Consider the following 22,004-nt stretch of genomic DNA (forward strand, 5'->3'; position numbering starts at 1 on the left):
TCCCGGACGGCGTGACGGCATGCGTGCGGGCCGGACTCCTGAGGGAGTCCGGCCCGCACGCATGCCCCTGGCGGGGCCAGGGTGCGAGTGCGGCGGGACGGCCGACCGGGCCGAGCCGCCGCTTTCGGCTCAGAAGAGGCGCAGCTTATCGTCCTCGATGCCGCGCATCGCGTCGTAGTCGAGGACCGTACAGCTGATGCCCCGGTCCGTGGCCAGGACGCGCGCCTGCGGCTTGATCTCCTGCGCGGCGAAGACGCCCTTGACCGGAGCCAGGTGCGGGTCGCGGTTCAACAGCTCCAGATAGCGCGTCAGTTGCTCGACGCCGTCGATCTCACCGCGCCGCTTGATCTCCACCGCGACCGTCTGCCCGTCGGCGTCGCGGCAGAGGATGTCGACCGGTCCGATCGCCGTCATGTACTCGCGGCGAATCAGTGAGTAGCCCTCGCCCAGTGTCTCGATCCGGTCGGCGAGCAGCTCCTGGAGGTGTGCTTCCACGCCGTCCTTGATGAGGCCGGGGTCCACTCCCAGCTCGTGCGAGGAGTCGTGGAGGACCTCCTCCATCGTGATGATGAGCTTCTCTCCCGCCTTGTTGACGACGGTCCACACACCGGCGTCGTCCCCTGTGCCCTCCTTGAGGGTGCACGGCGGCGACATCCAGTTGAGGGGCTTGTAGGCCCGGTCGTCGGCGTGGATGGAGACGCTTCCGTCCGCCTTGACGAGGATCAGGCGGGGAGCCGACGGGAGATGGGCGGTGAGCCGGCCCGCGTAGTCCACGGAGCAGCGGGCGATGACGAGACGCATGGTCGGCAACGCTACTCGACCCGGGGTGCTCCAGCGAATCCCGTCCTCCGGCACCCGCTCGCGGATGCCTGGAGCGGGCCCCGGACGCCGGGTGGGCCGCACCACTTGTCCGCCGATGAGCCTGTTCGAACCTGGCCGGTTATGCGCCCAATCTCCTGGTGCGGTCCCGAGCCGTTGCCTACCGTAGAAGCAGGAGGTCGTCGCACGTGCACGCTGCGTATGCGAGCTCCTTCCCTGTCCGTAGGCCCCTGCTCCCTGGGGGTGCGAGAGGAGAACCCATGTCGCTCGACGTCTCACCGGCACTGTTGGAACAGGCCGAGCGAGGCGAGGTCGACGAAGCAGCTTTCGTCGACTGCGTCCGGACCTCCCTGCCTTACGCATGGGAGATGATCAGCTCCCTGGTGGCCCAGCTCAAGGTCGACGGCGGTGAGTTCGCCGACAACCAGACGCCGCCGCCGGACGAGCAGGCGCGCGGCCAGTTGCTGCGCGCGCTCGCGAGTGACGCGATTCGCGGCGCCCTGCAGCGCCACTTCGGGGTCCGCCTCGCCTTCCAGAACTGCCACCGCGTGGCGGTATTCCCCCTGGACGGCTCCGTGGACGACAGGCTGGCGAAGTTCACGTCCATCCGTGGTCAGTTGCTGAACCAGTCACCCGAACTTCGGGACTGCTGAGCCCGGTTGCTGCCGCTCCGTACGCGGGAGGTGTTTCAGTACCGGGGCGGCAGCCCCTCGCACGGTGTCCCTTCCTCCTCACTTGAGCTGAGGCAGTACTTCCAGGCCGAGTCGGCGTACGTTCTCCTCCGTCGTCGTCAGATCGCCGGAGCCCTCCACGAGCAGCGCGAAACGTGTGATGCCCGTGCGCTCCGAGGTCGCCGCGAGGCGGTCCGCGCACACCTGGGGCGTCCCCACGGGGTGGATGCCGCACAGCAGCTCCGTGTACCTCAGGGGGTCCCGCATGGCACGGCGGCGTCCGTCGACCGTGACATGGGCGTCAAGGCCGTGCTTCAGCCAGCCCGGCATGGCCTTGGTGAGCGTTTCGGCCGCCTCCGCGCGGCGGTCCGCGATCTGCACGACCCCGGCCGAGACGTGCGCGGCGTGCGCCAACTCGTCCGTGGTGCGTCCCGTGGCACGCGCGTGCCGATTCCACAACGCCACCATTTCGGCCTTCTCCTCGTCATCCACGTGCATGCCGAGAAGCATCGGAAGGCCGCGGGCCGCGGCGAGCCGGACGCTCGACGGCGAGGTGCACGCGACCACGACCTCGGGGCCCGCGGTCGCCGGGGAGCCGGACCGCTCCAGGGCGGCCGGCAGATCCGGGAACGGACCCGTCGCCGTGGGCAGCTCCTCCTGCGGCAGCGGTACGACCGCGACGTCGCGGAACGTGAAGCGGCCGCCGGGCCCGGACACCCGGGGCGCCCCGCTGAGCCAGCGAAGCAGCAGGTCCAGGGAGTCCGGGAACCCCTTCTCGTACGCCTCGACACCGGTGCCGAACACCTCCAGGTCCACCCATGGGCCCCCGCGCCCCACCCCCAGCGAGAAGCGTCCGCCCGAGGTGAGGTGCAGCAGGGCCGCCTGCTCGCCCAGGGCCACCGGGTGGGCCGTGGGCAGTACGCTCACGGCGGTGCCGACGCGGATGCGCCGGGTGCGCCCGAGCAGCAGGGCCGCGAGGGTGATCGCGGAGGGACAGGTGCCGTACGGCACGAAGTGGTGCTCGGCCAGCCAGGCGGAATCCAGGCCCGCTTCCTCGGCCATTTCCACGGACCGCAGCGCGCGGTGCAGAGCCTCCCCGTGGCCTTGCCCCGGGAACTGGGCCGCCAACACAAAAGTTCCTAAGCGCATCGAACTTCCTGCCTCCTTGACGCCGACGCAGGCATTCCCCTACCGGCAACAACGCGTGACAAGTGCCAAGGGCACGGCTTGGCATGCAGATTGGCAGATTTTGTGCGTGGCGCTGGGGGCTGTGTGGGGGTCGGTGCAGGACGGGTACCCGTCTGTGCGGTGCGTAGGCTGGGCGTACGCCCGTCCGTTCCCCAGACCCGTGAGGTGTCCCGTGTCGCCGCGTCGCAATCGCCCGAAGGGCGCCGGAGATCCCAGGCCGGGCCAGGGCGGCCGCGCCGCCGGTGCCGCCGACGACGACGCGCCGGGATCGTCGGGCCGCTACGGCGGCTTCCAGCGCGCCGAGCTCTGGCAGGGCGAGGAGTGGAGCGTGCGGCACGTCGCGGGCGCGAGCACGGCAGGCAAGACCTATCGTTGCCCCGGCTGCGACCAGGAGATCCCCTCCCGGCTCGCGCACGTGGTGGCGTGGGCCGAGCACTCCGGTGTGGACGAGCGCAGACACTGGCACACGGCGTGCTGGAACGCGAAGGACCGCCGCACCTCGCGGGTGCAGCGGTCCCGTAACGCTCCGCGGTACTAACCCCGTACGCGGCCGGTACCAGCATCAGTACCAGGTGGGGCGTACGCGTCAGACGTCGCGCTTCTCCAGGAGCGCGAAGGCGCCGGCGACGGCGACGGCCGTGACGACGATGAGCAGCCACAGCTGCGAGGTGCCGTTGCCGCCGGTCTCCGAGTCGATCGCGAAGATCTTGGCGAGCGAGTTGGGCGCGTTGTAGTCCATCATCTTCTCGCCCAGCGCCTTGGTGGACTCGGAGATCATCAGGAACGCGGGCAGGATCGCGGGGACCAGGACGACGCCGAGCATGGCCGTGATGGCGCCCGCGGAGTGCCGCAGCATCGAACCGGCGGCGAGCGCCAGGACACCGAGCAGCGACACGTACAGGGCGCCCTTGAAGACCGTGCCGGTCCAGGCGATGTCGGCCGCCTCCGGGCCGCTGTTCATGCTCTCGGTGGCGGAGCCCACGAGGAAGATCGACACGGCCGAGAACACGAACGCGATCGCGAAGAAGATCAGGAACTTGGCCGCGAGGACGCGGTGGCGCTGCGGCGACGCCGTGAACGTCGTCCTGATCATGCCCGTGCCGTACTCGGACGAGGTCACCAGGACGCCGAGCGTGATCAGGCAGATCTGGCCGAGCACGAGCCCGAAGAACGCGGGGATCGTGAACGGCACGTCCACGTAGTCACGCGGCTCGGTCTGCGCGGCCACCAGCAGGCCGATGCCGATGACCAGGACCAGGAAGATACCGAGCGTCCACATCGTGGAGCGGACGGACTTGATCTTCGTCCACTCGGAGGTGAGCGCGTGGCCGATGTGGGTCTTCGTGACCGGGATCGGCGAGGTGTAGGCGTTGTTCATCGCCTGCTGCCAGGCCGACGGCGGGGCCGGTGCGGCGGGCGCGGGCGGCGGCGGGGGCACCAGGGCCGGCGGGCCCTGCGGCGCGGCCACGGCGCCCGCGTAGGCCTGCTGGGGCTGCTGCGCGGGAGCGGAGGCCTGCGGGGCGGGGCCCTGCGGGGCGGAGGCGGAGGCGCCCGGGGCCGGGGGCTGCTGGGGCTGCGCCTGCGGCTGCTGCGGAGTCGGAGGCGTGGTCATCGCGGTGCATCCTCGTTGTCGGTGGCGCGCTTGGTCATGTCGGGCGCGGGGGAGGGGGCGGGGGCTGCCGGGGCCTGGGGAGCCGCGGCGTACGGGTTCGCCCCGGCGGGGGCGGGCGGCGCGGCGGGCGCGCCCTGCGGCATCGCGAAGGGTTGGCCGCCCTGCTGCGGCGACGGCGGGGCGTACCAGCCGGGCTGGCCCTGGCCGGGCACGGGCGGCTGCGGCTGCGGCACGGCGCCGGGCGGGAGCTGCTGCTGGAGGCCCGCGCGCTGGTCGACGGTCGAGCGGTAGTCGACGGCGCCCTGCGTCATGCGCATGTACGCCTCCTCCAGGGACGCCTGGTGCGGCGAGAGCTCCCACAGGCGGACGTCCGCGCCGTGCGCGAGGTCGCTGATGCGGGGCAGCGGCAGCCCCGTGACGCGCAGCGCGCCGTCCTGCTCGGGCAGGACCTGGCCGCCCGCCTCGGTGAGCGCGGCGGTCAGCTTCTCGCGCTGCTGCGGCTCGGTCTCCGGGGTGCGGACCCGCGCGAAGTCGGCGGAGTTCGCCGAGATGAAGTCCTTGACGCTCATGTCCGCGAGGAGCTGGCCGCGGCCGATGACGATCAGGTGCTCGGCGGTGAGGGCCATCTCGCTCATCAGGTGCGAGGAGACGAAGACGGTGCGGCCCTCGGCGGCGAGCGACTTCATCAGGTTGCGCACCCAGAGGATGCCCTCGGGGTCGAGGCCGTTGACCGGCTCGTCGAAGAGCAGCACCTGCGGGTCGCCAAGCAGCGCGGCGGCGATGCCGAGGCGCTGGCCCATGCCGAGCGAGAAGCCCTTGGACCGCTTCTTCGCCACGTCCTGGAGGCCGACGACCCCGAGTACCTCGTCCACGCGCCGCGCCGGGATGCCGGAGAGCTGCGCCAGACACAGCAGGTGGTTGCGGGCGTGCCGGCCCCCGTGCACCGCCTTGGCGTCGAGCAGGGCGCCCACCTGGCGGGGTGCGTTCGGCAGCTTCCGGTACGGGTATCCGCCGATGGTCACCTGCCCCTGCGAGGGTGCGTCGAGCCCGAGGATCATGCGCATGGTCGTCGACTTGCCGGACCCGTTGGGGCCGAGGAAGCCGGTCACGGTGCCGGGCCGCACCTGGAAGGAAAGGTTGTACACGGCCGTCTTGGCGCCGTAGCGCTTCGTCAGGCCGACTGCCTCGATCATTCTCCGCACCCATCGAATGGTTCAGGACGTCGGGGCACACGCCCCCGTAAGGGTTAGGAGGATATCCGTGAGCTGACGGTTCCGGCCAAGGCCAGGTAAAATCTCGACGCCCGGCCAGAGGTCCGGGCGCCCCGCTCCCCGAGCCTAGGCGTCCCGCTTCTTCAGGAGCGCGTAACCGCCGATCAGTGCCACGACCGTCCACGCGACCATGATCGCGAGACCGCCCCAGGGACCGTACGGGGTGTCGTCGTCGAAGGGTGACTTCACCTGCATGATCTTGCTGCCGGCCTGGTCGGGCAGGAAGCGGCCGATCTTCTTCGTCGCCTCGACGTTGCCGAGGATGCTGGAGATCAGGAAGAAGAACGGCATCAGGATGCCGAGGGACAGCATCGGGCTGCGCAGCATCGCGGCGACGCCCATCGAGAACATCGCGATGAGCGCCATGTAGAGCGCGCCCCCGACGACCGCGCGCAGCACGCCGGGGTCGCCGATCTGCGCCTTGTACTCGCCGAGCACCGCCTGGCCGACGAAGAACGTGAGGAAGCTGGTGGCGAGGCCGACCAGGAACGCGAGCAGCGTGGCGACGGCGATCTTGCTGAAGAGGAACGTGGCACGCTGGGGCACGGCCGCGAGCGACGTGCGGATCATGCCGGTGCTGTACTCGTTCGCGACCACCAGGACACCGAAGACGATCATCGCAAGCTGTCCCAGGGACATCCCGGCGAAGCTGATGTACGTCGGATCGAAGGTGATCTTGTCCTCGCGGCTCAGGCTGTCGTAGTCGTTCTTGGACAGGATGCTGATCAGCAGGCCGAGGGCGACCGTGACGACGAGGGCGAGACCGAGCGTCCACACCGTGGAGGAGACCGAGCGGATCTTTGTCCACTCCGACTTCAGGACCTGTGTCGCGGCCATGGCTACTTCCCCTTCCGCGGCTGCTGCCAGCCCGCGCCCCAGGCCTGGCCCGGCGGCTGCCCGGGGGCCTGCCCCGGGGGCGGCCCCCCGACGGGTGCCTGTCCGGGGGCCGCGGTGCCGGGCCCCTGGTGGTCGGCGTGGTCGGCGTGGGCGTGGTACTCCACGGACTCGGCCGTGAGCTGCATGAAGGCCTCCTCCAACGACGCCTGCTGCGGGCTGAGTTCGTGCAGCACGAGCTGGTGCTGCGCGGCCAGCTCACCGAGCTGCTCCGCGGTCGCGCCGTCGACTTCGAGGGTGCCGCCGCCCGCCTCGACCGCGGTGACGCCCGCCCGGTGCAGCACGTCCAGGAGCCGTTCGCGCTGCGGGGAGCGCAGCCGCACGTAGGAGCGGGAGTTCTGCCGGATGAAGTCCGACATCGACAGATCGGCGAGCAGCCGGCCCTGGCCGATGACGACGAGGTGGTCCGCGGTCAGCGCCATCTCGCTCATCAGGTGCGAGGAGACGAAGACCGTACGGCCCTGGTGGGCGAGGGACTTCATCAGGTTCCTGATCCAGTGGATGCCCTCGGGGTCGAGGCCGTTCACCGGCTCGTCGAACATCAGGATCTCGGGGTCGCCGAGCAGCGCGCCCGCGATGCCGAGGCGCTGCCCCATGCCGAGGGAGAAGCCCTTGGCCTTCTTCCTGGCGACGGCGGTGAGGCCCACGGTGTCCAGGACCTCGTGCACGCGCGTGCGCGCGATGCCGTTGGACTGGGCGAGACACAGCAGGTGGTTGAAGGCGCTGCGGCCGCCGTGCATGGCCTTGGCGTCCAGGAGCGCGCCGATGTACTTCAGCGGATCCTTGAGCTGGGCGTAGTGCTTGCCGTCGATGCGCACATCGCCCGCGGTCGGATTGTCGAGCCCCAGCATCATCCGCATCGTCGTCGACTTGCCCGCGCCGTTCGGCCCGAGGAAGCCCGTGACGATGCCCGGACGCACGGCGAAGGTCAGATCGTTCACGGCGACCTTCTCGCCGTACCGCTTGGTCAGCCCGTCGAGCTCGATCATGCGCACCCGCTCTCGATCATGCGCAACACGCTAGGACGGGACGGAGCCCCCTGCCACTTGGCGTGGCAGGGGGCTCCGTCGCGTTCACCCCGTACTTGTGTGCGCCGCCTCAGCGGCTCTGCTGTGCCGGAACCCCCCGCGAGATCGGCTCGTCCTCCGCAGGCGTGCCCGCGGCGGCGACGGCCGCACCGGTGAGCGTCGCGAGCATCTCGCGGACGTTGGTCAGCTGAGCGTTGATCGAGTCGCGGCGGTTGGTCAGGGCCGCCAGCTCGCGCTCGGACTCGCTGCGGATGCGGTCCGCCTTGGCGTTGGCGTCGGCCACGATGTCCTCGGCCTGGCGCTGCGCCGTCTCGACGGTCTGACGGGCACGGCGCTCGGCGTCCGTGCGCAGCTTCTCCGCCTCGAGGCGGAGCTGCTCCGCGCGGTGCTCGATCTCCGCGAGCCGCTTCTCGGCCTTGGCCTGACGGGACGCCAGGTCGCGCTCGGACTGCTCACGGCGCTTGGCGAGGTTCGTCTCGAAGTCCGCGGCGGCCTGAGCGGCCTTGGCGCGGGTCTCCTCGAAGAGGGCGTCCGCCTCCTCCCGCTTGGACTGAGCGTCCTTCTGCGCCTCGGCACGCAGCGCGTTCGCCTCGCCCTTGGCCTTCTCGACGATACGGACGCCCTCGTCCTCGGCCTTGGACTTGCGCTCGGCCGCGAACGACTCGGCGTCGTTGCGCACCTGCTGGGCCGCGGACTCGGCCAGCTCACGATGCTGCTCGGCCGCGCGCCTGGCCTCTTCGCGCAGGTCCTTCGCCTCTTCCTCGGCGAGGCGGAGGATCTTCTCGACGCGAGCACCGAGACCGGCGTACGACGGCTCGGCGTCGGCGACCTGAGCCTGGGCGTTCTGCGTTTCGAGGTGGAGTTCCTCGATGCGCTTTTCCAGAGCAGTGATACGGGTGAGAGCGGAGTCTCGGTCGGAGACGAGCTTGGAGATACGTTCGTCCACCTGAGCGCGGTCGTACCCACGCCGCACAAGCTCGAAGCCGTAGGGGGAAGTGTCGCTCATGGGGTTCCTGTCGAATGAGACCGGGTGAGGTGATAGAGGGAATCCTAGGGGGCGTTGCGGCGTGTCATCGAGCGTATGCCCGTTTGATCTGGAGAATGACACCCCTTTTGAGTGGCTGTCCGGCAGACTGCTTGCCAGCGACAGGGTCGAAGGTCCTCGGCGAGCACGGAAGAAGCCCCGTGGCTAGCTTTCTGACGGTTTGCCACCCGAACGGGTCGAACCGGCTGCGGCCCCCGCCTTGACGCCACCATCCTTGCCCCCGGTCTGCGGGGCCTCAAAGGATTCCAACGCCTCCAGCACGTCCTGGACACGGGAAATTTCCGTATTGATGTCCGCGCGGCGCCGCACCAACACCTCCAGTTCACGCTTGCCCTCGTCGACCATGCGTTCGGCCTCGGCCTTCGCCTCGCTGTGGATCCGCTCGGCCTCACGCACCAGCTCGGCCTTCTTCGTCGCGGCCTCCTTGAGCAGGCCCTCGGCTTTCTTCACGGCGGAAATACGCACCGAACTGGCCTCCGAATCGGCCTTCGCGCGCACCTCCTCGGCCTTCGCCTTCGCCTCGGCCAGCTGCTCCTCGGCGGCCTTGACCAGCGCGTCGCAGCGCTCGCCCGCCGTCTTCATGGCCTCCGACGACTCGCGCCGGGCCCGCTCGTGCAACTCCTCGATCTCGGCCGTGACACGGTCGCGCTGCTCCTCGGACCGCTCCCTTATCGCGGTGGCGTCCCTGCGGGCGCCGACGAGCAGCTCGTCCGCGTCCGTACGCGCCTTCTCCACCAGCGAGTTGCCCTCGACGGTGCCCTCCGCGACCAGGCGCTCGGCCTCCTTGCGGGCCGCGCCGACCATCGTGTCGGCCTGCGCCTCCGCGTCCGTCGCCGCCTTGAGCGCCTTCTCCTGGGCGTCCGCGGTCAGCTTCTCCGCCTCGGCGACCGCCTCCGTGATGAGCGTGTCGACCTGCTCCGCGGCCTCGCTGCGGCGCTTGTTGGCCTCCTTGCGGGCCTCGTCCAGGGTGCGCTCGGCCTCCTCGCGCGCCTGCGCCCTGGTCCGCTCGGCCTCGGCGGCGGCCTCCTCCTTGACGCGTGCGGACTCCGTACGGATGCGCTCGGCGTGCTGCTGTGCCGAGCCGACGTTCTCCGCCGCCTCCGCGCGCAGCCGCTCGGCGTCGCCCGTCGCGTCCGAGATCAGCTTCTCGGCCCGTGCGACGGACTCGGCGCGCACCCGCTCCGCCTCCGTGGCCGTGTCGGCCTTGAGCCGGTCGGTCTCCGCGATCGTCTCCGCGCGCAGCCGCTCGCTCTCCGTCGCGGCCTCGGAGCGCAGCCGTTCGCTCTCCGTCGCTGCTTCGGTGCGCACCCGCTCGGCCTCCGCGGCCGTCTCCGTACGCAGCAGCTCCGCGGCCTGGAGGGCCTCGGTGCGGACCCGCTCGGCCTCGGTGGCCGTCTCGGTGGTGAGCCGCTCGGCCTCGCTGGTGGCCTCTCCGATGAGGGTGTCGGCCTGGGCGGCGGCGTCGTTGCGGATGCGGTTGGCGTCCTCGCGGGCGTCGGCCCGGGTGCGCGCCGCGTCCTGCTCGGCCGTCGCGATGGTGTCCGAGGCCTCCGTGCGCACCCGCTGGGCGTGCTCGGAGGCGTCCGAACGCATCCGCTCCGCCTCGGCGATGGCGTCCGCGACCGTGCGCTCGGCGAGGGCCTTGGCGGCCTCCGACTCCCGCGCGGCCTCGCCGCGGGTGCGGCTCGCGTCCTCGCTCGCCCGCTCCCGCTCGGCGTAGGCGTCGGCGCGGACACGGTCCGCCTCCTCCTGCGCCTCGGTGCGGGTGCGCTCGGCGGCGTGCTCGGCCGCCGACCGCAGACCCGCGATCTCCTCCTGCGCCTGCTCCTGCAGACCGGCCACCGAGTCCCGTACGGACTGGGCCTTCTGCTCGGCCGTCGAGACCAGCTCGCCGGCCCGCGCCTCGGCCTCCTCGACCAGGCGGACCGCCTCGGCCTGCGCCTCCTCCACGCGCTTGCGCGCGGAGGCGAGCAGTTCCTCGCTCTGCTCGCGGGCCCGCTCGCGCTCCTGGTCGGCCTCCGCGCGCGCCGAGCCGAGGGTCTCCTCCGCCTCGCGGCGGCGGCGCGCCGCCTCCTCCTGCGCGGCCGTGAGGGCCTCCGCGGCCTCGGCGGCGACCCGCTCGGCGGCCGCGGCGGCCTCCGCGCGCACCCGGTCCGCGCTCTCCTGCGCCTCCGTCTTCAGGCGCTCCGCCTCGGCGGCCGCCTCCGACCGCAGCCGCACCGCGACGTTCTCGCCCTCGGCGCGCGCCTGCGAGGCGTCCGCAGCGGCCTCCGTGCGCAGCCGCTCGGCCTCCGTCTCCGCCTGCGCCTGGAGCGCCCGGATCCGCTCGGCGGCCTCCGTGCGCAGCCGGTCCGTCTCCTCGCCGGTCTCGCGGCGGATCCGCTCGGCCTCCGCGCGGGCGTCGGTCAGCGCCTGCTCGGCGGCGGCGAGGCGCTCCTCGGCCTCCGTCTGCAGCCGGGCCAGCTCGGTGTCCGCGTCGGCCTTGCGGGACGCGACGGCGCGCTCGGTCTCCTCGCGCAGCTCCCTGGCGGCGGTCTCGGCCTCGGACTTGACCGTCTCGGCCTGCTCGGCGGCCTCCGTGCGGTGCCGCTCGGCCTCCGCGCGGGTGCGCTCCAGGGTGTCCTCGGCCTGCTTGCGCAGGGACGTGGCCCGCTCGATCGCCTCCGTGCGGACGCGCTCCGCCTCCGTGGCCGCGGCCTGCCGTGCCTCCTCCGCGTCGGCCTTCGCCTTGCCGAGCAGTTCCTCGGCGGAACGGGCCGCCTCCTCGATCTGCTGGACGGCCTCGCGCCGCGCCTCGCCGCGGATCCGCTCGCCCTCGTCGACCGCCTCGGCACGCAGCTGCTCGGCCTCGCCGCGCAGTCGGCGCGCCTCCTCCTGGAGCTCGACCGTCTTGGCGCGGTACTCCTTGGTGTCGTCCTTCGCCGCGCCCTTGAGCTGCTCGGCGATGTCGTGCGCCTCGCTGCGCAGCCGGTCCGCCTCGGCCTCGGCCTCCGCGCGGACCCGCTCGGCCTCCTCGGCGGCGGCGCGCGTGGTGGCCTTCGCCTCCTCGGAGGCCTTGTCCAGGACCTCCTCGGCGGTCCGCGCGGCCTTCGCGATCTGGGAGGCGCTCTCCTCCGCGGTGATCGAACGGGCCTTCTCGGCGGCCTCCGCGATCAGCTTCTCGGCCTCGGCGCGGGCGTCCTGGACCTTCTGCTCGGCCTCCGCCTTCGCGGCCTCGGACTCCTTGGTGGCCTCGCCGACGAGACGGGCGACCTGCTCCTTGGCCGTACGGGTGCGCTGCTCGCCCGCGGCCTCCGCGGACGCGAGCTGCTTGGCCGCGGCCTCCTTGGCCTGGGCGACGACCTTGTCGGCCTCGGCGCGCGCCTCGCGCAGCGCCGTCTCGGCCTCCGCCATGCGCTGCTCGGCGCCGCGGGTCAGCTCCGAGGCCTGGCGGCGGGCCTGCTCGGACTCCGTCGCGGTGGACGAGCGCAGCGCCTCGGCGTGCTCAGTGGCCTCCTGTGCCTGGGTGGAGGCGGCGTTCAGAAGGCGCTCGGCGTCCGTGCGGGCCCGGCGCAGCAGCGCCTCGGCCTCCGCGCGTGCGCTCTCGGCGTCGGCGGTGAGCCGGTGCCGGGCCTGCTCGGCGACGCGCTCGGCCTCGGCGCGGGCGGCGGCGAGGGCCTGGTCGGCCTCGGCGCGGGACTCCTCCATCAGACGCCGGGCCTGCTGCTCCGTACGGGCCCGCAGCTGCTCGGCCCACGCCACGTTCTCGTTGACGTGGGACTCGACGGTCTGGCGGCGCTCGTTCAGCTCCTGGTCGAGCTGCTGGCGCCGGGACACGGCCTCCGCGTGCAGCTCGGACTGAAGGCGGGCCTGCTGCTCGGCGTGCTCCTGGAGGATGCGCTGGGTCTGGGCGCGGGCGTCGCGCAGCTCGCGCTCGGCGTCGGCGCGCAGCTGCTCCGCCTGGATCTGCGCGTTCCGCAGCAGCTGCTCGGCCTGATAGCCGAGGTCGCCGTTGTCGTAGGCAGGCCGGGACGCGAGGTTGCGGCGCGCCTCGTGCAGCTTGGCGCGCAACACCTCGACCTGGTAGCCGAGGTCCTCGGCGTGCTGGACGGCCTTCTCCCGCTCGGTCTTCAGCCGGTCCATCTCGGCTTCGAACCGCGTGAGATGGTCGGCCTCAGCCGGTCGTCGGCTGTCCTGGCTCTCATAGCCCCGCACTGCGCGGTCCCATCCGTCCCCTGGTCGCATGACTTTGACGTACGAGCCCCGTCCATCCGCCGAACGGGGCCCCCGGGGAATGGTGTCAGATCAACAGCGGAGCTCGGGCGTCTGCCCCGATGCTCGTCCCCCGAAACCCGGACCCCGGCAAGCGACCGCCCGACGTACGGACGGCCGCCCCCAACCCTACCGGCCCGGATATGTGGGGGTCAGTGCTCCGTCTCTTCGGCGGGTGCGGAAGTCACGAGTTCGGTGAGGACTCCGTGGCAGTCCTTGGGGTGCAGGAAGGTGATCCGCGAGCCCATGGAGCCGGTCCGGGGCTGGTCGTAGAGGACCCGCACGCCCTTGTCCCGCACGGCCGCGGCGTCCGCGTCGACGTCGGCGGTGCCGAACGCGATGTGATGCACGCCCTCGCCGTTCTTGGCCAGCCATTTGCCGACCGCGGAGTCCTCCCGGGTCGGTTCGAGGAGCTGGAGGTAGGAGGCGCCGCCGTCGGACGTCTCATTGATCTTCAGCATGGCCTCGCGGACGCCCTGCTCCTCGTTGACCTCGGTGTGGAACACCTCGAAGCCGTACGTAGCACGATAGAACTCGACGGTCTCGTCGAGGTTCCGACAGGCGATTCCGATGTGATCGATGCGCGTCAGCATGGGTCAAGTGCAGCGCTCCCCACCGTGATTACGCAACGTGCGCGCGATCACACCGGCTGCCCGGTGACGCGCGCCGTACCGCTCAGTACATTCGAGTAAACCCTCGTTCACTCTCCTCAGCTCGCCAGCTGGAAGGGGCCGTGCCACATGTCTGGAACGACCGGAACCACCTCAGTGATCGTCGCGGGCGCGCGCACGCCCATGGGGCGCCTGCTCGGATCGCTCAAGTCCTTCTCCGGCGCGGACCTCGGGGGCTTCGCGATCAAGGCGGCCCTGGACCGGGCCGGCATCGGCGGGGACCAGGTGCAGTACGTGATCATGGGGCAGGTGCTCCAGGCCGGGGCGGGGCAGATCCCGGCGCGCCAGGCCGCCGTCAAGGCGGGCATCCCCATGAACGTCCCCGCGCTCACCGTCAACAAGGTGTGCCTCTCCGGCCTCGACGCCATCGCGCTCGCGGACCAGCTGATCCGCGCCGGTGAGTTCGACGTCGTCGTCGCGGGCGGCCAGGAGTCCATGACCAACGCCCCGCACCTGCTGCCGGGGTCCCGCGAGGGCTACAAGTACGGTGCGATCGAGATGCTCGACGCGATGGCCCACGACGGCCTCACCGACCCCTTCGAGTCCATCGCCATGGGCGAGTCCACGGAGAAGCACAACACCCGCCTCGGCATCGCCCGCCCCGAGCAGGACGAGATCGCGGCCCTCTCCCACCAGCGCGCGGCCGCCGCCCAGAAGAACGGCACCTTCGACGCCGAGATCACCCCCGTCGAGGTCCCGCAGCGCAAGGGCGACCCGGTGCTGGTCGCCCGCGACGAGGGCATCCGCCCGGAGACGACCGCCGAGTCCCTCGGCAAGCTGCGCCCCGCCTTCACCAAGGACGGCACGATCACGGCGGGCACCTCCTCGCAGATCTCCGACGGCGCCGCCGCCGTGGTCGTGATGAGCAAGGCCAAGGCGCAGGAGCTCGGCCTCGGCTGGATCGCCGAGATCGGCGCGCACGGCAACGTCGCGGGCCCCGACAACTCGCTCCAGTCGCAGCCGTCGAACGCGATCCTGCACGCCCTGAAGAAGGAGGGGCTCGGCGTCGACGACCTCGACCTCATCGAGATCAACGAGGCCTTCGCCGCGGTCGCGGTGCAGTCAATGAAGGACCTCGGCGTGTCCACGGAAAAGGTGAATGTCAACGGCGGCGCCATCGCCCTCGGGCACCCGATCGGCATGTCCGGCGCCCGCCTCGTCCTGCATCTGGCCCTGGAACTCAAGCGGCGCGGCGGCGGTGTCGGCGCGGCGGCGCTGTGCGGAGGCGGCGGCCAGGGCGACGCGCTCATCCTGAAGGTGACCAAGAGCTGACCCGGCCTTCCGGCCACCGGTACCACTGAACCTCTCTCGCGCACGTGTACGTACGCCATGTGCATACGTACACACGTATGGAACGGAGCCGCAATGCAGGACGTCCCCTCCCTGGTCGAGCAGGCCCGCGAGGGCAGGCCGCGGGCCGTGGCCCGGCTCATCTCGCTCGTCGAGGGGGCGTCACCGCAGCTGCGCGAGGTGATGGCGGCGCTCGCCCCGCTGGCCGGGCACGCGTACGTCGTCGGGCTCACCGGATCCCCCGGCGTCGGCAAGTCCACGTCGACGTCGGCCCTGGTGAGCGCGTACCGCAGGGCGGGGAAGCGGGTCGGCGTGCTCGCCGTCGACCCGTCGTCGCCGTTCTCCGGCGGCGCCCTGCTGGGCGACCGCGTCCGGATGTCGGACCACGCGTCCGACCCCGGTGTCTACATCCGCTCCATGGCGACCCGCGGCCACCTGGGCGGGCTCGCCTGGGCCGCGCCGCACGCCATCCGCGTCCTCGACGCGGCGGGCTGCGACGTGATCCTCGTGGAGACCGTGGGCGTCGGGCAGTCCGAGGTCGAGATCGCCGCGCAGGCCGACACCTCGGTGGTGCTGCTCGCGCCCGGCATGGGCGACGGGATCCAGGCGGCGAAGGCCGGGATCCTGGAGATCGGCGATGTGTACGTGGTCAACAAGGCCGACCGTGACGGCGCCGACGCGACCGCGCGCGAGCTGAACCACATGCTGGGCCTCGGCGAGTCCCGGGCCGCCGGTGACTGGCGGCCCCCCATCGTCAAGACCGTCGCGGCCCGCGGCGAGGGCACCGACGAACTCGTCGAGGCCCTGGAGAAGCACCGGGCGTGGATGGAGGAGCACGGGGTCCTCGCCGCGCGCCGCGCCACCCGCGCCGCGGGCGAGGTCGAGTCCATCGCCGTCACCGCCCTCCGCGAACGCATCGCCGACCTGCGCGGGGACGCTCGCCTCGGCGCCCTGGCGGAACGCATCGTCGCCGGCGAACTGGACCCGTACGCGGCGGCGGACACGCTGGTGGAGGGGCTTACGTCAACTTAGCCGGGCCGGGGGCCCGGGGTCGGCCCAGGTCCCGCCGGGAGACCGGGCACCGCCGGCCGGGGCTGTGCCCACCCTCCCCCAAGCTCTCGGCTCCGCTCGGGCAGGGAGGTACCCCCGTCGCCCCCGGCGGCCCAGCTGCCCACAGCGGGAAGCGGCGGGGCGGCCGGGGGCCGGGCCGCAGCGCCTCCCCCCTGTGGGCGTCGGCCCGCAGCACCTCCCCTTGTGGGCGGCTGGGCCGCCCAGAGGGCGAAACGGGCGGGCACACCCCCGACGCCGGTGCACCTGCAAACAGGCGTGGCCCCCGCCACCGGGGCGTGGTGACGGGGGCGGGGCGAGGGCAGCTCCGAAGGGGGACCGCCCAACGCCTCCGGGCGAGAAGAGATCAGTCGTCGGAGCGGTCGGCCGTGACCTTCCCGCTGCCCAGGTCCACGTTCCAGTGCCCCTCCGTGCCATCGGCGGAGACCGTCTCGACGTCCCAGACGTCGACACGGGAGCCGTCGTCGTCGATGTCGACGGACGTCACGGTGCCCTTGCCGCCCGCGGCCTTCGCGGCCTCACCGGCAGTCACCGATGCGCCCTTGACCGCGGCCGCGACCCGCGCGTCCTCCGCGGCGTCGTCACTGTCGGCCCCGTCGTCGCCGTCGGCCCCGTCGTCGTCGCGCTCGACGTGCGAGCCGAGCACCTTGCCCGTGCCGGGGTCCACCTCGACGCTGTGCCAGATGCGGCCGTCCTTGCCCAGGACGTCCACGTCCCAGACCAGGGCGCCGTCGTCCTCGTCGCGGTCGGCGGAGACCGCGGTCCCCGGCGCCGACTTCAGCGCGGCGGCGATCGCCTCGGCGGCGCTCACCTTCGCGCCCTTGGCCTCGGCGGCGTCCTCGGCCTTGTCGTCCTGGTCGTCCCGCGCGTCGTCCCGCGCGTCGTCGCGGGCGTCATCCCGATCGTCGTCCCGGTCGTCGTGGTCCTTCAGCTGCACGCTGGACCTGCCGGCCGCGGACGGCTCGTCGTCGCCGCCCAGCGCGAAGGCCGTCGCCGTGCCGCCTCCGACGAGCGCGGCGGCGGTGATGGTGGCGATGACGATGTTGCGCTTCATGAGGGTTCCTCCCGAGTGGTTGGCCCCGCCGGGGGGCCGTCCGTTCCGACGAGAACCAATCTGGCCGAACGATCCTGAAGCCCCCCTGAAGAAGCCTGAAGAACTCTTCAGCTTCACTCGGGCATCCTGAACGCATGCGGCTGTTGATCGTGGAGGACGAGAAGCGCCTGGCCCTGTCCCTGGCCAAGGGCCTGACCGCCGAGGGCTACGCCGTCGACGTCGTCCACGACGGCACGGACGGCCTGCACCGGGCCACCGAGGGCACGTACGACCTGGTCATCCTGGACATCATGCTCCCGGGCATGAACGGCTACCGCGTCTGCTCGGCGCTGCGCGCCGCGGGGCACGACGTGCCGATCCTGATGCTCACCGCGAAGGACGGCGAGTACGACGAGGCCGAGGGCCTGGACACGGGTGCCGACGACTACCTGACCAAACCGTTCTCGTACGTCGTCCTCGTCGCCCGCGTGAAGGCCCTGCTGCGCCGCCGCGCCGCGTCCCCCTCGCCCGTCCACACCCTGGGCGACCTGCGGATCGACACCGCGGCCCGGCGCGTGGTGCGCGGCGGCGGCGAGGGCGGCCCCGGCGCGGAGATCACCCTCACCGCGAAGGAGTTCGCCGTCCTGGAGCATCTCCTCGTCCGGGTCGGCCAGGTGGTGTCCAAGGCGGACATCCTGGACCACGTCTGGGACTTCGCGTACGAGGGCGACCCCAACATCGTCGAGGTGTACGTGAGCACGCTGCGCCGCAAGCTGGGCGCGCCGCTCATCAAGACGGTGCGGGGCGCCGGCTACCGCCTGGAGGCACCCCGGTGAAGCGCCTGTTCGCCTCCGTGCGCGCCCGCGCCGCCGTGGGCGCGACGCTCGTCGTGGCGCTCGCGCTCGTCGCCGCGGGCACCGCCGTGCTGCTGTCCCTGCGCACCAGCCTCATCGACCAGGCCGACGGGCAGGCCGCTTCCACCGCCCGCGATGTGGCCACCCAGCTCTCCGCCGGGGTCGCGCCCGACAAGCTCGAACTGCCCGACAGCGACGACCATCCCGTTCAGGTCGTGGACGAGAACGACCGGCTCCTCGCGGCCAGCGACGACCTGGAGGAGATCACCGGTACGGGCGTGACCGACGTGACCCCCGCCCCCACCCCGCGGAAACCCCCGCCCAGCGACAAGCAGGAGGCCGCCGAAGACACGGACGACGCCGAGGACGCGGCCGAGGACGCCGCCGACGACGGCGATTCCGCGGGCGGCTCCGGCGACGACCCCCTCGAACGCGGCGAGATCTCCGACGACCCCCACAGGAGCGAGGGCTCGGCGAGGGTCGACGGCGAGACCGAGGACTACCGCTTCGCCGAGCTGACGGTGGACACCGAGTCGAGGGGTGAGCTGACCGTGCACGCGGGCGCCACGCTCGCCACGGAGCAGAAAGCGGTGCGCACGGCCCTGACCGCGATGCTGATCGGCTTCCCGCTGCTGCTCGCCGTGATCGCGGCCGTGACCTGGCTGGTCACCCGGCGCGCGCTGCGCCCGGTGGACGCCGTCCGCGCCGAGATGGCCGTGATCACGGCGTCCGAGGACCTGGGGCGCCGGGTGCCCGAGCCGGACACGCACGACGAGATCGCGCGCCTGGCCAGGACCACGAACGAGACGCTGGCGGCCCTACAGGCGTCCGTGGAGCGCCAGCGCCGCTTCGTCGCCGACGCGTCCCACGAACTGCGCAGCCCCATCGCCTCACTGCGTACCCAGCTCGAAGTGGGCGCCGCCCATCCCGAGCTCCTCGATGTGCCCGGCGCCGTCGAGGACACCGTGCGCCTTCAGGAACTGGCCGCCGACCTGCTGCTGCTCGCCCGTCTCGACGCCGGGGAGAAGCCGGGCCAGGGACGCGTGGATCTGGCGGCCCTGGCCCGCGAGGAACTGTCGCAGCGCACGGGGGACCGGGTGGTCGTCACATCGGATCTCGACAGCGTCGAAGTGGCCGGTTCCCGTGGTCAGTTGGCACGTGTACTCGGCAATCTCGTGACCAACGCGCAGCGGCACACCCGGTCCAGGGTGACGGTCACCAGCCGGGCCGACGGGGTGTGGGCGGTCCTGGAGGTGGCCGACGACGGCGACGGTGTGCCGCGTCAGGAACGGGAGCGGATCTTCGAGCGGTTCGTACGGCTCGACGACGCGCGCAGCCGTGACGAGGGAGGTGCGGGGCTCGGCCTCGCCATCGCCCGCGATGTCGCCGTGCGGCACGGCGGGACGCTCACGGTCGACGACTCCCCGGGCGGAGGAGCGGTCTTCGTGCTGCGCCTGCCCGCCGCCACGGCGGGGTCCTGACCCCGGGCGGCGTCAGGGCTTGCCGCGCAGCCCGCGCAGGTGTTCCGCGATGGGTGTCAGCGCCTTGTGCAGGTCGCTGAGGGCTTCCGGTGAGATGAGGTCGACGAAGTGCTGCCGCACCGAGGTGACGTGGTGCGGCGCGACGCGCTTCATGGTCTCCATGCCCTCGTCCGTGAGCACGGTGAAGAGGCCGCGCCGGTCGGACTCGCAGTTCTCCCGCCGGACCAGGCCCGCGTTCTCCATGCGCGTGATCTGGTGGGAGAGCCGGCTCTTGGACTGCAGCGTGGCGGCCGCGAGGTCGCTCATGCGCATCCGGTGGTCGTCGGATTCGGAGAGATGTACGAGGATGTCGTAGTCGTTCATGGTGAGGTTGAACGGCTGGAGATCCTTCTCCAGCTGGTACGTCAGCATCCTGTTGACCTCCACGTGGGTACGCCAGGCGCACTGTTCCTCGTCGGTCAGCCACTGCGGGGCCGTCTCGGTCTCCATGGAATCGATTCTACCTAAGAAGTTGAATGGTGAACGAGTGTCGGGGTGTGACGCGCCTCGCACCCCCCGGATCGCGAGGGGCACAGGCGTTCGCCGTCACACTCCGCAGACTACCGCTCACAGGCCGAAGCGACGCTGGAGGTCTCCTAGTTGTCCGGGAAGGCGCGGTCCTTGCGTCTGCTGTCCACGTTGGCCAGGTTGCCCACGGTGTCCCGATGAACCCTGGGACCCTTGCCCGCCCTGTCCGCCGTGCGCGCCCGGCACTCCGTCCTGCTGCGGCAGCGCGCCCGTCGCCGTCTCCGCCATCAGGGACTCCGAGGACTGGAGCAGCACCGTGCCCGCGCCGACGAACTCGAACTGGTGCTCCTCCCCGGAGGTGCCGCCGATTCCGGTGAGCGCGCGCAGGCCGCCGATCACACCGGACATGTACTGGTGGTCGTAGTGATGGCAGGGCGAGGGGCAGTCCGCCCAGCCGACGAGCGCCTGCGGGTCCACCCGGATCGGCGGCTCCATGAAGACCACGGGGCCGCTCGACACCGCCACGAACTTGCCCGTGCCGATCAGGGTCAGAAAGCCCGGAACGATGGACTGCTTCAACGACAGACTTGGCTGAAAAGCGAGGAGGTTGCCCGAGCGGATCGTGAGGTTGCCGTCGTCCAGGTCGTAGGAGTTCACGTCGAAGGCGCGGTCGGCGAGCAGCATCTTGCCGGTGCCCTCGGCCACCACCCAGTCGCTGGCGTGCAGCGGGGAGTGGAACGACGTGCGCACCAGGCGCTCCAGGCGGCCGTGCCCGATGCCGTTGAAGTCGATGCGCCCGTAGTAGGCGATCATCTTGCCCTTCTGGAGGAACCACTGGCTGCCGGTCAGCTCCACGCAGAAGGTGAACGCGTTGACGTTGTCGTCGCTCGGCAGCGTCATCGGGTCGAAGATCACGGGCGTGCTCACAGCTTCTCCTCCGATGCCTGGACGTACACCACGCCGTCGCCGCTGAACTCCAGTTGGAACGCCTCACCGGAGCCGCGGCCCACCATGTCGCGCCAGCTGAGCGCCGTGGACAGTTTGTTGCGGACGTCGCCGTGGTGGGCCACGTACGACTGGGGGTCCACGTGGACCGGGCGCTGGGGGGTGATCGGCAGTTCGATCACGCCGCCGTGCGCCATCACGGCGACCGCGCCGTGGCCCTTGAGCGTCGTGGTGAACAGGCCCTGGCCCGACACCTGGCCGCGCACCATGCCCATCACGCCGCCCTGCGAGCCGAGGAACATCGTGCCCTGCTGGAGGGTGCCGTCGAAGGCGAGCAGGCGGTCCGCCTCCACGTACATGGTGTCGCCGGTCAGGCTGATCACGTGCACGTGGTGGCCGCCGTGCCCGAACATGACCGTGCCGTCGCCCTCGACCGTCATCAGCGGGACCGACTCGTTGGCGAGCCGGCGGCCGAGCATGGACGCCAGGCCGCCCTGGCCGCCGCGGATGTTCGGAGTGAAGGAGACGTCTCCTTTGTAGGCGAGCATGGCGCCGCGCTGGCTGAACATCTTGGTGCCCGGCTGGACGACGGCCTCGACCATCTTGTGGTTGATCTCCCGGAATGGCATGTCACACGTCCCCCGCGATCGTGTTCCGCTCGCTGGGCTGGACATAGACCAGGCCCTCGCCCTCGAAGCGGATCTGGAAGGCCTCGCCGCCGCCCTCGCCCATCAGCGTGCGGAAGGTGACGCCGGACTGGAAGCTCTGCTTGAGCTTGCCCTGGTGGGCGACGTACGCGCCCGGGTCGACCGTGAGCGGGTTCTGCTTGGTCACGCGCAGGATCACCGCGGGGCCGTCCGAGATGAGTGCCGCCTGGCCCGTGCCCTCGACCGTGGTGGTGAAGATGCCGTTGCCCTGCGTCGCGCCGCGCAGGCCCGTGAAGGTGGTGCCCGTGCGCAGGCCCGCGTCCGTGCACAGGAGGTTGCTGGACTCCACGTACAGCTTCTCGCTCTGGAGGTGGACCAGGCTGATCTCCGTCGCGTAGTCGGCGAACCAGCAGGTGCCGTGGCCCTTCACCTCCATCACCGTCATCCGCTCGTTGGTCAGGCGACGGGTCACCATGCCCCGGATGCCTTCGCCGCCTCCCGTTAACTTCTTGAAGATCATCGTGCCGTCATAGGCGACCATGGAGCCGTTCTTCGCCTTCACGGCATCCCCGGTCATGTCGACGGCGAGCATTCTGCTGCCCTGCAATCGGAACGTAGCCACGAGAGCGAAGGTAGTCGCAGCGCGGTCCCGCCCGACAGGGGACCCGACCCTGAACGCACCCCGTAAAAGCCCTGATGCCACAATGGGGGGCGCTTGTGCATCCGTTC

20 protein-coding genes are annotated in these 22,004 nt (G+C 71.6%); 6 read left to right on the plus strand and 14 right to left on the minus strand.

The features are described 5' to 3' along the window. Window positions 1-129 precede the first annotated feature (129 nt). The gene (nucS, locus tag GPA10_RS36120; RefSeq protein WP_058849555.1) at window positions 130-801 is read right to left on the minus strand and encodes an endonuclease NucS; all 672 of its coding nucleotides are present in this window, start codon (window positions 799-801) and stop codon (window positions 130-132) included. A 278-nt stretch (window positions 802-1,079) separates the two neighbouring features. Between nucS and GPA10_RS36125 the strand changes: the two genes are divergently transcribed. Beyond that, window positions 1,080-1,472, plus strand: a complete 393-nt coding sequence (locus GPA10_RS36125) for an SCO5389 family protein (RefSeq protein WP_030567370.1) — start codon at window positions 1,080-1,082, stop codon at window positions 1,470-1,472. 78 nt (window positions 1,473-1,550) lie between these two features. On the opposite strand, the gene GPA10_RS36130 is transcribed toward GPA10_RS36125, so the two are convergent. Further along, window positions 1,551-2,639 carry an LLM class flavin-dependent oxidoreductase gene (locus GPA10_RS36130; RefSeq protein ID WP_058849554.1) on the minus strand — a complete coding sequence of 363 codons (1,089 nt, stop codon included), beginning with the start codon at window positions 2,637-2,639 and terminating at the stop codon, window positions 1,551-1,553. Window positions 2,640-2,850: 211 nt separating this feature from the next. Between GPA10_RS36130 and GPA10_RS36135 the strand changes: the two genes are divergently transcribed. After that, window positions 2,851-3,216: an ATP/GTP-binding protein gene (locus tag GPA10_RS36135; RefSeq protein ID WP_343041707.1), complete on the plus strand. Its 366-nt coding sequence runs from the start codon at window positions 2,851-2,853 to the stop codon at window positions 3,214-3,216. 48 nt (window positions 3,217-3,264) lie between these two features. On the opposite strand, the gene GPA10_RS36140 is transcribed toward GPA10_RS36135, so the two are convergent. The 7 genes from GPA10_RS36140 to mce form a co-directional block, all read right to left on the minus strand. Then, the gene (locus GPA10_RS36140) at window positions 3,265-4,290 is read right to left on the minus strand and encodes an ABC transporter permease (protein ID WP_425505881.1); all 1,026 of its coding nucleotides are present in this window, start codon (window positions 4,288-4,290) and stop codon (window positions 3,265-3,267) included. Next, window positions 4,287-5,483, minus strand: a complete 1,197-nt coding sequence (locus GPA10_RS36145) for an ABC transporter ATP-binding protein (RefSeq protein WP_157169110.1) — start codon at window positions 5,481-5,483, stop codon at window positions 4,287-4,289. Before GPA10_RS36145 ends, GPA10_RS36140 begins: the two co-directional genes overlap by 4 nt. A gap of 144 nt (window positions 5,484-5,627) precedes the next feature. Continuing rightward, a complete protein-coding gene (locus GPA10_RS36150) occupies window positions 5,628-6,398 on the minus strand; it encodes an ABC transporter permease (protein WP_157169111.1) in 771 nt (256 codons plus the stop codon). A gap of 2 nt (window positions 6,399-6,400) precedes the next feature. Beyond that, entirely contained in the window at window positions 6,401-7,444 is a 1,044-nt protein-coding gene (locus tag GPA10_RS36155; protein WP_157169112.1) for an ATP-binding cassette domain-containing protein, read from the minus strand. Window positions 7,445-7,553: 109 nt separating this feature from the next. After that, window positions 7,554-8,489, minus strand: a complete 936-nt coding sequence (locus GPA10_RS36160; RefSeq protein ID WP_016642338.1) for a coiled-coil domain-containing protein — start codon at window positions 8,487-8,489, stop codon at window positions 7,554-7,556. A gap of 183 nt (window positions 8,490-8,672) precedes the next feature. Beyond that, entirely contained in the window at window positions 8,673-12,722 is a 4,050-nt protein-coding gene (gene scy / locus GPA10_RS36165) for a polarized growth protein Scy (RefSeq protein WP_343041708.1), read from the minus strand. Window positions 12,723-12,931: 209 nt separating this feature from the next. Further along, window positions 12,932-13,372: a methylmalonyl-CoA epimerase gene (gene mce, locus GPA10_RS36170; protein ID WP_157169114.1), complete on the minus strand. Its 441-nt coding sequence runs from the start codon at window positions 13,370-13,372 to the stop codon at window positions 12,932-12,934. Window positions 13,373-13,519: 147 nt separating this feature from the next. On the opposite strand from mce, the gene GPA10_RS36175 reads away from it, so the two are divergent. After that, window positions 13,520-14,722, plus strand: a complete 1,203-nt coding sequence (locus GPA10_RS36175) for an acetyl-CoA C-acetyltransferase (RefSeq protein ID WP_058849548.1) — start codon at window positions 13,520-13,522, stop codon at window positions 14,720-14,722. A 93-nt stretch (window positions 14,723-14,815) separates the two neighbouring features. Next, on the plus strand, window positions 14,816-15,772 hold the full coding sequence (meaB, locus tag GPA10_RS36180) for a methylmalonyl Co-A mutase-associated GTPase MeaB (protein WP_157169115.1): 957 nt from the start codon (window positions 14,816-14,818) through the stop codon (window positions 15,770-15,772). Window positions 15,773-16,154: 382 nt separating this feature from the next. On the opposite strand, the gene GPA10_RS36185 is transcribed toward meaB, so the two are convergent. Beyond that, window positions 16,155-16,862, minus strand: coding sequence for a PepSY domain-containing protein (locus GPA10_RS36185; protein ID WP_157169116.1), 708 nt, complete (start codon window positions 16,860-16,862; stop codon window positions 16,155-16,157). Window positions 16,863-16,996: 134 nt separating this feature from the next. Between GPA10_RS36185 and GPA10_RS36190 the strand changes: the two genes are divergently transcribed. After that, window positions 16,997-17,677, plus strand: coding sequence for a response regulator transcription factor (locus GPA10_RS36190; protein ID WP_157169117.1), 681 nt, complete (start codon window positions 16,997-16,999; stop codon window positions 17,675-17,677). Beyond that, on the plus strand, window positions 17,674-19,176 hold the full coding sequence (locus GPA10_RS36195; RefSeq protein ID WP_343041709.1) for a sensor histidine kinase: 1,503 nt from the start codon (window positions 17,674-17,676) through the stop codon (window positions 19,174-19,176). Before GPA10_RS36190 ends, GPA10_RS36195 begins: the two co-directional genes overlap by 4 nt. Before the next feature lie 12 nt (window positions 19,177-19,188). On the opposite strand, the gene GPA10_RS36200 is transcribed toward GPA10_RS36195, so the two are convergent. The 4 genes from GPA10_RS36200 to GPA10_RS36215 form a co-directional block, all read right to left on the minus strand. Beyond that, the gene (locus tag GPA10_RS36200; protein WP_030567343.1) at window positions 19,189-19,665 is read right to left on the minus strand and encodes a MarR family winged helix-turn-helix transcriptional regulator; all 477 of its coding nucleotides are present in this window, start codon (window positions 19,663-19,665) and stop codon (window positions 19,189-19,191) included. A gap of 117 nt (window positions 19,666-19,782) precedes the next feature. Next, on the minus strand, window positions 19,783-20,583 hold the full coding sequence (locus GPA10_RS36205; protein WP_058849777.1) for an AIM24 family protein: 801 nt from the start codon (window positions 20,581-20,583) through the stop codon (window positions 19,783-19,785). Between the two features lie 23 nt (window positions 20,584-20,606). Then, a complete protein-coding gene (locus GPA10_RS36210) occupies window positions 20,607-21,257 on the minus strand; it encodes an AIM24 family protein (protein WP_058849543.1) in 651 nt (216 codons plus the stop codon). 1 nt (window position 21,258) lies between these two features. Beyond that, window positions 21,259-21,897 carry an AIM24 family protein gene (locus GPA10_RS36215; RefSeq protein ID WP_079086593.1) on the minus strand — a complete coding sequence of 213 codons (639 nt, stop codon included), beginning with the start codon at window positions 21,895-21,897 and terminating at the stop codon, window positions 21,259-21,261. Between the last annotated feature and the right edge of the window lie 107 nt (window positions 21,898-22,004).

The organism is Streptomyces typhae (assembly GCF_009755605.1).
Classification (GTDB): Bacteria; Actinomycetota; Actinomycetes; order Streptomycetales; family Streptomycetaceae; genus Streptomyces; species Streptomyces typhae.